Annotated in this window: 10 protein-coding genes; 1 reads left to right on the forward strand and 9 read right to left on the reverse strand. The window is 36.6% G+C overall.

Annotation, left to right across the window (positions count from 1 at the left end):
* Positions 1 to 24 precede the first annotated feature (24 nt).
* From ACEN2L_RS05690 to ACEN2L_RS05700, 3 genes are all read right to left on the reverse strand, one after another.
* The gene (locus ACEN2L_RS05690; RefSeq protein ID WP_441742395.1) at positions 25 to 234 is read right to left on the reverse strand and encodes a hypothetical protein; all 210 of its coding nucleotides are present in this window, start codon (positions 232 to 234) and stop codon (positions 25 to 27) included.
* Between the two features lie 35 nt (positions 235 to 269).
* The gene (locus ACEN2L_RS05695; protein WP_441742397.1) at positions 270 to 1091 is read right to left on the reverse strand and encodes an SAM-dependent methyltransferase; all 822 of its coding nucleotides are present in this window, start codon (positions 1089 to 1091) and stop codon (positions 270 to 272) included.
* 256 nt (positions 1092 to 1347) lie between these two features.
* Positions 1348 to 2427 (reverse strand): metalloprotease, encoded by a 1080-nt coding sequence (locus ACEN2L_RS05700; protein WP_441742399.1) that lies wholly within the window; start codon positions 2425 to 2427, stop codon positions 1348 to 1350.
* 716 nt (positions 2428 to 3143) lie between these two features.
* Between ACEN2L_RS05700 and ACEN2L_RS05705 the strand changes: the two genes are divergently transcribed.
* Positions 3144 to 3356 (forward strand): hypothetical protein, encoded by a 213-nt coding sequence (locus ACEN2L_RS05705; RefSeq protein WP_441742401.1) that lies wholly within the window; start codon positions 3144 to 3146, stop codon positions 3354 to 3356.
* A gap of 236 nt (positions 3357 to 3592) precedes the next feature.
* Here the strand turns inward: ACEN2L_RS05705 and ACEN2L_RS05710 are convergent, their stop codons facing one another.
* From ACEN2L_RS05710 to ACEN2L_RS05735, 6 genes are all read right to left on the reverse strand, one after another.
* Positions 3593 to 7930: a trypsin-like peptidase domain-containing protein gene (locus tag ACEN2L_RS05710; protein WP_441742403.1), complete on the reverse strand. Its 4338-nt coding sequence runs from the start codon at positions 7928 to 7930 to the stop codon at positions 3593 to 3595.
* 4 nt (positions 7931 to 7934) lie between these two features.
* Positions 7935 to 9098, reverse strand: coding sequence for an MBL fold metallo-hydrolase (locus tag ACEN2L_RS05715; protein ID WP_441742405.1), 1164 nt, complete (start codon positions 9096 to 9098; stop codon positions 7935 to 7937).
* A gap of 684 nt (positions 9099 to 9782) precedes the next feature.
* Positions 9783 to 10949, reverse strand: a complete 1167-nt coding sequence (locus ACEN2L_RS05720; protein ID WP_441742407.1) for a hypothetical protein — start codon at positions 10947 to 10949, stop codon at positions 9783 to 9785.
* 114 nt (positions 10950 to 11063) lie between these two features.
* Complete coding sequence (locus ACEN2L_RS05725; RefSeq protein ID WP_441742409.1) at positions 11064 to 11636, reverse strand: hypothetical protein; 573 nt, start codon at positions 11634 to 11636, stop codon at positions 11064 to 11066.
* Positions 11637 to 11725: 89 nt separating this feature from the next.
* The gene (locus tag ACEN2L_RS05730) at positions 11726 to 14212 is read right to left on the reverse strand and encodes an Hsp70 family protein (RefSeq protein ID WP_441742411.1); all 2487 of its coding nucleotides are present in this window, start codon (positions 14210 to 14212) and stop codon (positions 11726 to 11728) included.
* Positions 14212 to 14592, reverse strand: a complete 381-nt coding sequence (locus ACEN2L_RS05735) for a hypothetical protein (RefSeq protein WP_441742413.1) — start codon at positions 14590 to 14592, stop codon at positions 14212 to 14214. The genes ACEN2L_RS05730 and ACEN2L_RS05735 overlap by 1 nt, the downstream gene beginning before the upstream one ends.

Consider the following 14592-nt stretch of genomic DNA (forward strand, 5'->3'; position numbering starts at 1 on the left):
AAACAGATGCTCGTTTTGTCAAGCTTAGTTAGCCAAGCTAATATTAATCATATCGGCACCTTCTGCATCAGCTCGTTTTTTAATGGCTTCAACATCATTGTTAACTAAGATACTCACGTCATCCGCATTCAGACCATAGGCTTCAGCAGTCCCCTTCTTATCAGATAAATATTGCTGTCTTAATTCGTCATTTTTATCTAACACGGTTAAAAATTCGATTAAACGATCAGTCATTTTTGTTCCTTAATTTAACAAGTGCACTCAGATTACTACTCTGTAATCAGATTATTTTGCGCTAATTTCTGTTTAAACAACTCAGGGGTAAGGCCAAATTTAGCCATCGTTTCAATATCGTACTCTGGTAATCCAAGCGCAGGTACAACTAATGTACTGATACCTGAGGGCACCACATCAGATAGGTTTTTCAATATAATCTCGTCGATGCGGGGAGGCACTATTGGTATTGTTGCAGCTTCATAGATGATCACCCTATGTTCAGGCGGATAGACCGTTAACAATGCGTCTCGCAATACTATTAAGCCAGGATGTTTAGTTTTGTTTTTAGCCTCATTAAAATAGGCAATGCTGCCTATCTGCCAAATAATTTGCATCATATGAGGGTCAATTGTGTAACGACGAAACACAAATTGTGTTGCCTCATAAGACTGACAACCAAATCGCGATGGATCTAAACCTAAATCGGCCACCAAACAATCTTCAGCTGAAACACCAGGCAGCATCTCTGCCTTAAAACCTAGATGACGCAATTCAGTAATTGCCTCATGAGACGGAACAACAAACACACCAGGATGACCATAAAAAGCCGCCACGACACGTTTGCCAGACAGTACTTCTTGGACAATATGCTGCTGCATCTTTTGATAGGAAATAAGGCGCGAAGTATTAACATCATAATATTGACGTAAACAAACAGTGTTGGCATTCAGTTTTTTCAAATTAAACAGCGCTGATTGGGTAACCACCGCCAACACAATATCAGCATTTTTGATCACACTCTCGGTGAGTAGCGTCATCTGCCCCGAAATACTGATACCCGTACCTACTACCGTCAATGATCCCTGTGTTTCCATCGGCTCCTTCCTCATATTCGCTTTAGCTGCATCATGTTATGACTAACTTATTTGCCAATGTCGTCATTAAAACCATTGGAAGGTGCCTAAATAGGTTAACGCTTGTTGCAAATGCGCCTTACCTTTTTACTTCGAATTTGGAAAAGATAAAACATATCGCAGCCGTTAACAATCGCAGCGGTCATTGCCGCCAGTTTAACCATCACTGACGGCCAGTGAATTCAAGCATAAAAGTAGCAGAGCGAGATAGCTTGCCCTAACTACTCAATATCTTTAGTGGTAAGGACAAGGCACCGTTATCGGATTGCCCCAACAGCCAAATAATGGCACTCAGTCCACCTAAGGTAAGCACGTACCAAACGATAGACACGATTTGCGCATAACGATTAAGGGGCAAAAGCTCACTGAGGTGCCTACGTTTATATTCAAAGAATATTTCTACACTGCCGATGGCCAGTAAAAATCCTAATAGCGCCAAACCAAAGTGATAGCTCACATAAACCCCCAAGGCTGCCCCTGAGACGCAGGCGACGATGCCTACTCGAGAGTTAATAGAAAATGCGATACTTTTAAGCACATGCCCGCCATCGAGCGGCAACACAGGTAACATGTTGAATAAATTAAGTAGCGCATTAAATACTGCTAAACCTGCAAGTATTTCTAAGTCAGTAATCCAGTAGCCCACCAAACATACAACAGACAATATCAAACCAAAAAATGGGCCCATAATTGAAATCACTATGTCTTGCCAGCGTGTATTAATTTTGTCGTCGCTGAGCGCTAAACCGCCCACAAACGGAATAAGATAAATACCTTTGGTTTTTAAACCAAAGTACTTCATTGCCTTGATATGGCCATACTCGTGAAACACTAAACAAAGGATCAGAGCAATAGCAAACTCGATAGAAAACAACCAGCTATAAGCAGCGAGACTACCTGCCGCAAACAGCACCTTAATCACCTTAGCACTTTTAAATAGCTTTAATCCTAGGCCCGCCATACCAAGAGCACTAAATTTCATCCCTTGTTTTTCACCTTGAACAACTTGCCTTTGTTCGATGTCTTTCTCAGTCAGGGTATTTTCATGCACTAACTCATCGTTAACTAAAAGCCGGAATTGCAGGGTAAACGGCTGCCATTGCAAGGCGCCACTCAGAGTTACTTCAATCACACCCTGCTCACTTTGCAATGAAAATTGATGTAAAAAATTATCATTGTCGGAGTTGGCACTGATTTGCGAAACGCATTGTTCGCCCCAAAACAGTTGCTGCCAGCCTGCCATCGAACCTTCTAACTTAAGTGTTTTACCTAAACACTCTACTGCTAATAATTGCACACCATCAACTCAACAAATAAAACCTAGGCCGATTATTGCTATATTTTCTCAGGCAACAAGGTTTATCGATAAAAAAAGGTTAAAAAGCAGTTGGATACAATGGCGAGCTTAAAATAAGAAAGCACCTGAGCCTCGATGAACTCAACAACAGAACATAATCCAAGCAATAAAAATCATAGAGACTGAGTAAAATGAGCGCTGAACCACAAGAAGAAAAATAGTTGAGCGATAAATTGAGTTAAACTTTTCTCTAGTTCTGTGAGTATAAAGTTGGGTGTGTTCTCATTTTAAGCCTGATAATTTATTAGGCTATTTTTTTGCCTGCAATTTATTGCACCTCAGCCCATAAATAAACCACGCGAAAACTACTTTTGTTGGAATTCTGGTAGCAAAGACCCTCTGAAGAGAGTTGCGCTTTGAAGGCGATCCCGCTAACAAGCCTAGTCTTAGCAGATGTTTTCTAACAGCAAATAAACGACAGCAAAAGACAAAAGCGTTTGAACCCAAAATGGCAATAGGGCGCGAGCAAACGAAACGTTTCTAAACCTCGAAGACCTCAGGGTGTATCCATAAATATTCGCGTAAGAAAATACAGATAATTCGCACCGCTCCAGGTCTCAATTGTTTAAGAAATACCCAACAAGAGAGCTAATACGACTGTTGACGATTACCGTCACACTCAGTTTGGCGCTTGGCCATGACCGTCGATTGAGCTAATGCATCAAAGAGATGAAGAGTTTATACGTGTAATTGAAGATAGTAATAATGATTCTTATCTTGTTGTAATTAGTCAAAAGGGATTACAAGCTATTAATAAATCGCCAAGTATTACTGGTGATAAAAAGTCATTTAAAGAAATTTTTAATAATGGGTTATCTTCTTTACCCTTTAGTGTAGCTTCTGGTTTAATGACTGAATTTTTTAAATAGGCAGCTAACAAGCTGCCTAAGTTCGCTGCAAACTGCGAGGCTGGAACAAATACTCACAAGACTTCGCCCAACAACTTTCGTATTTTCCCCTTGGCAAAAGCATTAAAACCATATGACTCAAACGACCGATTTTCGCTCAGTGTGTGTGAAAACTATTAGGATTTATAACTTGATAGAATCCATCTCCACAAAGCCTATCATTCCAAACTGTCAGATTGAATCTGAGCCACTACATCTCAATTTACCTTTTCATTATCTTGTTTAGATTTCCAGCCAAGTCCTTTTAAGTCGATTGTCATGCTTCCTTCAACAGAACCATCTTCTAAGCAATATACTCCAGACATATCTATCCATTCAGGTGCATGTGAAGAGCCGAGCACTTGTTTTTCACCTAGAACAGTCCAAATAACCTTCAACCCTTTAGCGTTCAGAAATTTTTCAAGCACTTGTTTGTTCACTAATAACTCAGATCTTTCTTCACCAAATACGTGAGGATCAAAGCAAGCTAATTGGCCATCATAATTAAACCAACAACTTGGTATCTCTGAAGAGCTTAAACTCATACCATCAAACATCTCAGATCGTGGCGCTAAAAAAGAAGTGCCTTCACTTCCCTCCCACCTATGTTCTTCAGCAGTTGGCAGAACTTCTGCAATAATTTCTTCGTCATGCCTCTCATTTTGTTTTTTATGAATGAATTGCCAACGCAGCTCGTCATTATCTGCAACTTCATCCTTATATGCTGGAGACCAATAATGCTCTTTACTAAACACTGAGTAATTATCATTACTTTCAGGCATCCATCTCCCCATAAAATCTTGATTTTTCAACCAACTTTTTAGATTCTCATATTCAGAATCCTTTACTAAATAACTACGAATTTGATACCACATGTTTTTTCTATCGCTATTTTTTCGATCAACACCTAACCTTTCTGGTTCATGCCAAGAAAAATTAGCTTCCAAAGACAAAAACTCACGATTATCAATCATTTCTTTTGGATCAGGTAGGTTATGCTCTGAAGTAATCCATGCGCCATCCTCGTCAGACCAAGAATTATAAGAAACAGTATTGACTGGAACTGGTAACTCTCTTCTATTTGTTTCTTGGGGTGGGAATGTTGGATCTATGTTCCTTAAGCTGTTTTGCCACGGCCCTTGGAAATAACCAATTTCATTACCGTTCCGATCTGTTAATTGAACATTGTCAGCTAGCCGAGCCACAACCTCGTATAGTGCCAACCACTGATATTTCTTCCCAATACGTTCAACTTTATTTTCGAACCTATTGCCTTCGCCAGCGTGCAGATCAAATTGACCGTGAATATCAACATTATATCCAAATTTTTCAAAGATAAGCTTACACGCAAAATTACTTAGAGGGTTGGGATCTATGTTCTTCCATAAACACAATGCAGATTGAAAAGTGTATCGACCAAAATCGCCATAGCTACATATTCCCCTACCATATTCAGTCACCATTGAGCTTAGTATTCTATTTTGTGAGTAGTAGTTTTTCTTTAAACCCTTACTATCCGCATCAAATTTATAAGAGTCTGTCTCTTCATTACTAGGGAAGTTTTCAGGAATTGAACTATTGTAGGGTGGGCGAATGACTTCTGTATTAGCTAACTCAATTTTTTCCTTGTACAGTGCATACTCTACGATATTCCTAGCATAATCCCTAACCAGAACATTCGGATAAACTTCTTCCTTTAAGAAAATTTCTTCAACAATATACTCGGCTAAATCAGATAGGTCATTCAATTGAGCAGTATTCAACGTAGCACCGTAAACCGCTGCAAATATTCTTTCATGCACATAAGGGTCATCTATTTCGTTAAATAATTTCAACAATTTAAGCCCGATATTAAGCCTGTTTATCAAAATATTTGAAAGCGCCTGTGTAGCTCTATTCCTCAATTCGATAGTAGTAGAAACCAAAAGCCAAGATATTGAAATTGATAACAGCAAGGCGGATTCATCTGACAATTTTTTGTGCATATCAGACTGAGGAACCCATTCTAACATTCTACCAATTGAGTTTTCGGGATCATCTACATCTTGTAAATGAGTAGTCCATTCACCATCTCTATCAGCTAGAGGCATTTCACTTAACATATTGTGCAGCTTATTAGCGTTATATGGATGTTTTACATCCCCGGATACGGTATACATAAACTCTAAGAAACTTTTAAACGAATCTTCATACTGAAATACAGTCTTATTGATGTAATCAGTACAGTTGGTTTTTATTGTGTCCAATTTTCTCCATATCAAGCTATTAATAAATGCATTAATAATTGTTCGTTCTTCCTGATAATTCTCATCAACAAGTTCAAATAACTCCTTGCCATACAATTCTGGCAATAATATCGATAGTGCTTCTAATACGCCTTGATATCGGTATTCATTCTCGAACAAATATAATAGCTGCCCATTTACTTTGAATACATGAGATATATTTTTTGAAGTTACGATTGTTCTGGCTAAAAAATCAGCTAAGAAATGGTCATCAAGTCTTTCATAGGCGAAATAGATCCCTTCTTCATCTTGTCCATCATTAAGCCAATAGAGATTTTTAGAAAGCAAACCTTCATGAACTAGATCTTCAATAATTCCTCTTTTACTGGAGTACCTTGCTACAACACCATTAGCAATATCACATGCATCATCATATGGCACATAACTTAAGTTACTTGCTTGTTTATGCTTTATTAAACCATTGACTATTTTTCGACAAACTTTTCCTGAACTGTCGTATTCATAAAATTGAGGATCTCCTAATTTCATATCAATATTATCAATAAAATAGTTCATCACGCTCGAAATACCACCGTATCCTTCCGGTACTTCATGCAACCCTCTATTGTGTAGCCCATCACAGAATAATTTTAAAAACAGAGGGTTAGAAAACTCTGCGTTTATGTAGGGTATTTTGGGTAGTCTAATCTTATAGTGATTAAAAAATACTTTAACAGCTTCATACTCACAACCTACGAACCCCATATGGCTCGTTATTTTCATTGCTGTTTTATCGCCAAAATGTTCGGGAATTAATTTTGGAAAATATGTGTCTCTAACTGAGATAATTAAGCTTATCCAAGGATAGTTTTTGAAATCATTTACAAACGATACAAAATGTTCCGCCCAGAAAAATTTTCCTCTACCTTCGTTAATAGCATCAATAGAAAATAAAACTCGTTGTCCTCTTTCTTGACCAATTTCATTTAATGCTCCCAAAAACTGCTGCTCAGTCCCTTCTAGCCTGAGAATATCCGATAAAATCTGGGTCCAAGGGGCTTTATCTGTTGTAAAATGTTGTCCAAGTAACAATATAGCTGGAGCATTTATTTTCTGTTGAGCGGCAGCAGCATCTGCTAATAAATGAGATTTACCTGTTCCCGCCTTCCCTTTTAAAAGCAAATAGGGCTGGTTTGCGATTAAAGTATGAATATCCGGCTGTTCTAAAAAAGAAAAGAAACTCACTGAAGCGCCATTAGCATCAAGCATTTTTTCGTCAGAAAAACCATTACCTAAATAGAGTTTCGCTAGTTTGTTTATTGAACCATGAATAACCTCAGCTTGTTTACCTAACTCGTCAAGATTCAACAAGGTACATTTGTCATCGCAATACTCTTCAAACAGCGTCTGTATTTCTTGTTTAGTTAGGCTTATTTGGTCAATTAAACTAATCTGAGTTGAATATTCACTTGATAATTGTTCAAAGTCAGAATAACTAGAAAAATTTTCGATAAGTTTGTTAAGAGCTAGTAAGTAGTTATGAAATTGAGATCGAGCGTCTTCACAAAAACCTTTATTTTTCAGTAAGGCATCAATTTTTTTTGTTACATCAATCTTAACATTTACTTCTGGTGTATAACGGACGCCTAAACTCTCAATCCCCTTATCTATGTGTTGCTCAAACCAGTTATGTGAGAGTATCTTGCGCAATGGATTAAATAGTGATGTTTCTTTCTCAATAACATCAACACCTTCTGATTTTAGTAAATCTTGAAAATGTTTGATAGATAGCGCAGTTAGCTCTTTTGACTCTCCATTCTCTAACAACTCTTGATTGATAATTCCCGCAATTGAGTTATTTATAACTAAAGGTGAACCTGAGAAACCTGCATATGTCGATAATTTCTTTGAGTGCTCTAACTCAATATCAATTTTATTGTTTCTCAAACACTTAAGTTGTTGGTTAACAATATTACTATCACTATGCAGTATATTATCTCCAGAATTTTTCTTTGCCGAAGGAAAGCCTCTAGAAATCCAGTTAGTTCCACTTTTTATTTCTTTATAGTTAGTAAAACTAAACTCATGTGCAAATTGCACATCCTCTTCTAATTCTAACAGCGCAATGTCTAGTTTTTTATACTGTTCAGTTACTTTAGCACTTAGTTTTGCCTTAATTTTCTTCCCTGAATTATCAATACAAATAATTTCATTGTCATTAGACTCGATGACAATATGGTAAGCTGTTAACGCTCTATTCTTACTTATAAAAAAAGCAGTACCACTTTTAGTGCCGCATTCCATTTTAATGACTAATTCGCTTAATTCCATTTGGTTACTCAACTATAAATTCATTAGTAGTTATAAACTTAACTTGGTGTTGTTTCCGTGCTATGGAAGTCTGAAATACCTCTAATTTTTCATGAGGGTAATTTGTGATTATTTCTGTTTTTTGACCACTATCAACTATTTTTGCAATAGCACCTAAATCTGGATGAGAGTGTCTCCCATTAGTAGAAATCAAAAAACGTTTTGATGAAATCAACTCTAACAATCTTTTAGAAATGTTATTGTTACTACCGTGGTGAGATACTTTTACTACTTCAAAATCTAATTCATACCCTAAACCATTAAGGGAACAAAGCTCATCATATACATTGTCCTCATGAGCATCCCCCAAAAATAAAAGCTTATATCCCTTATACTCGATGATAAATGCTATAGATGATCCATTAGTTGCTGACTTATCTCTTCCTTTCAAACTCACCAATTCATCAAAACTGTATTGCTTTTCATTTCTAGCGATATCTTGTATTTCAGAATGAAACTCTGGCATTCTCATATATTGCTCAAAAGCATCATCAAATAACTCATCATTATTTAGGGTAAAATCATACTTTTCTGATTCTAATTTCGATTTCCACCTAGTAGCTAAAGCATCAAGTTTTTTAGTCTCTGGAGAGATTATTCTAATTGATACATCTGATGATATATCGATCACTTTACTTTGCTTGAAAACAGCTCTGCCATCTAACTTCTCATTCCAACAATAATTAAATCCATACAACAAGCCAGCTAAAGCAACTCCTTCAATAATTCCTATGTCTCGTAAACCTGATTGTTCAGCCAAAGCCATATTTTGAGAACAAATTTGCTTTAAAGTAGACACTTCTTCTTGTTCTAACACTCTGTCTTTTTTAGAAAATTGTAAATGCCTATAAGAATTATGCCAAACTTCCTTAACCTTAATAACTTCACTATTTTCACCATTCTCTTCAATAAACTTAACAACACCTTCAATATGATCGTTATCTACATGAGTCACCACTAACAAGTCAATGCTGTGCCCTCGCTGGTTAAGGTCAATTAAATCTAATTTGATATAATCCGAGTAGGTTTTCTGTAAGCCCATATCAATTATCATATTGGTATTTTCGTTATCAAAACTAAGTAGAAATGCATCTCCCTGTTCAGCTTGGTACATTTTTATTTTAATCATCAATAATTTCCCAGTGTAACTTTTCGCATGCTCAGTATGTGTTTAGGTTGAACGTCATATTCTTTAGATGAGAGAGTGTCGAATATTTGACAATTCAAATATATATCCATTGACTACCTGTAAAAAACTTTACAAAAAAGGAGTGAGGCTTCCCTTACCAGAAACAATATCACAAGCTTACAATTGGTATCCCTTAGTAAACATTTCATTGTTTATAAACTTTAATTTAACGATTATAAAATTCTATAGACCAAGTCAATTTTTGAATTATCCTCAACCTAAACTGACAATTTTATGTGGCGATGGAATTATCTACAATCCAAAGTTAATTGAGATTCAGAATTAACTCAAAAACACAAAAAGAAAAGCCCACTCAAAGGAGCGGGCTTTCACATAGTACTTAGTAATCAAGTTTTTAAAAAAACTTATCCCCAACGGGGAACTTAATTCCCATGGGGTAACCCATTATTTCCGTAGGGGAACTTAGTTAATCTACACAAGTAGTCTGATCACAACAGATCTAGTTGGAAACTCAACGCCTTTATTTTTCAATCACTTATAAGTAGTCTAAAAACAGATCAAGATGGAAACTTTCACTTCTTTTCAGTGTATATCAAGAAAACCAAAATCAATTCAAGTTGGAAACCACTCCAAAGCCCTTATAGAACAAGGGCTGTGCATGAATCATTGTTGCCTAAGTAATGCCGCTTCGAATATGGCGGCATCAAACACTCTCCCGTGACTAACCTGATTCTTTAAATCTGAGGTCTTCAAAGGATCAATTGTATCCGCTATTCGTTCACTCCAGACCTTCCACTTACACAACTCTTCTTCGGAAAAAGCTTTGGCCTGATCACTTGCCATCACCTCGTTAATAAAGGCCCGACATTCGTTGGCACGCTGCCACTTTGAGAACATATCCAGAAACGCCTGAATCTGCTGTTGTTCAACTTTTACAGCACGTTCGTATTTTTCACGTAGAATAAGCTTTTCTTCCCACTCGCGCTCACGAACTTTGCGCTCCTCTTCCAAGACCTTGCTATGTGCAGCACTCACTTTTAAATGCTCGACAAAGGTGCCCAATTGATTTTCAAGTGACAGCAACGCTCTGTCTTCGAACAGTGACTTCATGCCTTGCGGTAATGGTCCTTCAATATAAAGTTGCAGTACCCCACTGGGCACATTGATGTTCTCTTTCCATACCCATTCCTTACGCGCTTTTTCCATCTTCTCTTTGGCGGTGAGTTCGCGTTTTTGTTGCTTTAATCGCTCACGCAACCGAAATTGAATATCCACATCGTCCACGGTGACAATGTTCATCAAACGCTTTTCATAGCTACGCGTTTCCACCTTAACTGACCAGCCACTTTCGTCGAATGCAGACATTAAGCTATGTAAGATTGCTATCGCCCTATCTCGTTGTTCAGACGACACGTCCAAACGAAGTACACTATTATCGTCATACGCTTGAGTCAGAATGAAATCGTACTGATGACGCGACTTAGTAAGTGAGCTTTTTATTGCTTTCAATAATGGATATCGACCTAATGTCTTTATAGGCGGCGGCAGAGGTAAAGCTTGTCGTTTAGATTTTTCACGTTTGCTCCCTTGCAAAGCGACTAAATCAATTAATCGTGAGGGAGACATATCCTTTGATAATGGCGTAATAGCTACTTCTTTGCCTAATGCTTTTTGAGTCCAATAACCATTAGGTGGACGCGGGATGCTATGTCTGTCGAGTAATTGTCCCAAAGCATGAGGATGCAATTGCCATCGTTCAGCGAGCGATTTAAGTGGTTCATGCCACACAGCTTCGTACAAATTGGAAACAGTTAGTTGGGTTGGGAGCATGTTTTACTATCCTTTAAGTAAATGGCTAGCGAGTGCACTCAACTATGTCAGCAAGTCACGCCCTTTCATAAAGAACTTACATCAACTCTTCAACCAAAAAAGTAAAAAACCTTGTTAGGAGTTCATTCGCTCGACTGCATTTTTGTAATAATATCCCTCTTCAGGTTCATTATCATATGCAATATCCATGATCATTTGTAACATGATCAAAGTACCAGTTTTAATTTCATTTTCGTCTATTTCCTGACAGTCATAGTCAGGGTTTATTGGTAATTCAAAGTTTATTAACCACCAAACACCAACTTTATGAGTTACTTCTAATAGTGACTCATATGCACTTTGATCTATATTACGATCAGACTCTGAAATATAAAGCGGCAATTCGTGTGCTATATCATTTCTTAACTTACGTGATTCTTTAAAGCCGTTAATGTCATTATCATCAATAGCACCGTGAGATTTAAACCACAGTAAAGTAGCTTCCAAAGGTGACTTAGCTAATGAGAGTACTTCCTTCTTATATTCTTCTAAATTTAGCTTTTCCTCTACTATGCCATCGGAGAAGAAAATTTTGGGTTTTTCAATAATGCTATTTTTACAAACTTCGTAGGCAGATAAATACAGGGAGGCGGTTATCAAATTTCGCTTTAATAATTTAGGATGCAATAACTTTTGCCATGACTCCATCCTGCAATGACTCCTAACAAATTAATTTCAAGACTTTATTTTTAGAACCCCAGAGGTATTGCTTTGGGGTTCATAAAAAATTCTTAATTTTAAACGATACCCGTAAAAAACTTAGTTTGATCTACATCTCTCTTTTCTTGGGGCATCAAATCCCAGAGTCTACCGTTAACCATACTTAATTCGTTCCATTGTTGATTTTGAATTAAGTTTTTCCCTGTATCTATTAACGAATTTGCTTGGAATTGATCATTCATGGATACTCTGTTATCAATTAGATACTCAAATACATTTACTAAGAATGCTGGAGTTCTTAATAAAATTGCGCTCTCAATGGAATTAAGTTCACGTTTTGCGGTTTCAATACTCAAATGATTAGTAGATGTCAGAAAAACTTCTTCTCTTCGAATAATCTCTCTATAGCGATGTTTTTCTTGATCATTACCAGCCTCATCAACTAATTCACCTATTATTTTTTTAGCTTCTTTATATGAGGATTTACTTTGTTCTAGTCTTCTACTTGATGTTATCTGATGTAACTTTTGAGCCACGAGTCTCTTTTGGTCTTCTAATTTAAATTTTTCATCTGTAATTGAATCTTCAGATAAATTTCCAGCAACCAAAATTAAGTCTTGAACTTCTTTAAGAACGCTAGAAAGCTCTTTTTCAACCTCAGAATTTCCAGAGGTATCTTCTTTTGCTGAATAAATAGTTTCTTCTAATTGGAGAATATCAGCACCAAGTTGCTTAGGTGAAACGTTTCTCTTTTGTGGGTTAAATATTTGAGAAAACTCCTGATCAGTTCCATTTAAATAGGCAGAAATGGTTAGGTCGCGAGACTCAGAAATTTCGAAAGTAATGTCTATTTCACTACCTTTCAATAGGTCCTTTGTCAGTTTTTCACCATTAATTTCTAAGACACCTATCGGTTTGTTGCTCAGGGCATGATTGTCTGAAGAACCCTCAACAACCATTATTTTTAAAGAGCCATCAACACCGCCTTTTATAATAGTTTTTGCTACTTCAACGGTTCTTTTTGCCCTTGAAGGCAAAATACTATTCTTTTCAAATATTTTTTCTAACTTAGTATCGTTGGTAGATAAGTCGTCTTTTACCAAACTAAGCTCATCTGGCAACATTTGTCCAGCAACACTGTACCTGCCTTGAGCAATTTGAATTTGTTCATGGAGATGGTTAATTTTATTTCCATTTGAATCCAAAATAGTAAATTCGAAGATATTAAACTCCCCCTCTCTAAGAGGTAATTCTTCGTTTATCCTAGCCGAAAGTGGTTTGATACCAGAATCGAAAATACCATTCGCGCTATGAATTCTATATGTCAGATCAACGATATCACCGTCAATTTTTGCAGCAAACAGCTCTTCAGAATCCTGTGTATTAGACACATAAGTTGCTTTTACCTTGATGTTCGCATTGTTATTACTCAATTTTTGACTTTGAATAACACTTTTAGTGCGACTCCCCGCATAATATGCAGCGCCAATAACAATTGCGTTTGTAGGGTCAATATCAGTATTTACTGGAATATTCATAAGCTCTTGGACTTGCTTCCTAACAAAAGGAATGTAAGTAGAGCCTCCTACCATTAATACAAATTCTAAATCTTTAGGCTGCAAAGATTGTCTTGTAAGAATGTTTTTAAGCTTCTTTGTTGTTTCTTCAATTCGATCTTTAATAAGACTTTCAAATTGAGATCGTGTAACCGAAATTGTACCTTCTAACTCTTCGCCTTCATCATCTTCAATTTGAAACTCAATTTCGGTCGATGAGTCAGAAGACAACTCTATTTTCGCAGTTTCAGCCGCATCTAAAAGTCTATACCAACTTTTTTCATGTTTTCCTGATGCGCTCTTCATCTCACCCAATAAGTCATCAAAGGAACCTTTTGTTTCAATATGTGGAACAAGAATTTTTTCTACGATTAAAGCGTCAAGATCTGTTCCACCAAAATAATTATCACCTTCATGGTCAATAACTGTTAGTTCTCCCTCAACTATTTTAACCAGAGCTACATCAAACGTACCACCACCTAAGTCATATACAATCCATTGGCTATTTTTTAATTCAACCGAGCCGTCTTTATTAGCGTAGGCAAGGCTAGCAGCGATGGGTTCTTGCAGCAACAAAACCTCGTTTAAACCAGCCAACATACCTGCATCTTTAGTTGCGTTTGACTGAATCGTATCAAATGAGGCAGGAATAGTAATAACTGCGGAATCAACAATCTCCCCCGATTGCACAAATCCTTTCAATTCCTTTAAAACGAATGCGGAAAGTTCTTCTGGTGTTTTAGAACTATTAATAGAATCAATTTTGAAAGTTTCTGTTGTCCCCATTTTTCTTTTGAAACGACTCTTTACATTCTTAGGATCTTTGGTTGCGTAATCTCTGGCTTTATCTCCAACTAAAATCTTATCTTTTCGAAATCCAACAATTGATGGCAAGCCCTCTTTATGGCCCCTTGGATTTTTAAATACTTGAACGACACCACTATTAAACTTGGCAATGAGTGAATTAGTTGTTCCTAAATCAATTCCAAAATTAATCATTTTTGACATTATTTTTCTTCCTTGTTTATAGATTTTGATTCAACTGATACGACACCTCTTTGAACTACCTGTGTCAATCCTAACTGTCTATTTCCAAATAGAATGATGGGCTTAATAACATCTACAACAACTAAATTTTCAGTACTTTCACCAATAATATGAGCTTCTAAGTCATTTCGCGTATCCGTATATTTCTGCCCCATTGGATTTTCATAAAATATCTCCTGACCGTTTGCATCTTGAGACAATGAATCCTTTATTCGAGAAATATTTCTTGAAATTTTGTTGAAATCTTCGCTTCCATCCAATTTACGTTCAATTTCAAATAGTTGATTTAAAATAGTTAGTATTTTTTTATCTACAATAATTTCATTGCTAGTTGCTTTCAT

The organism is Flavobacterium sp. W21_SRS_FM6, from assembly GCF_052119645.1.
Lineage (GTDB): Bacteria > Pseudomonadota > Gammaproteobacteria > Enterobacterales > Alteromonadaceae > Paraglaciecola.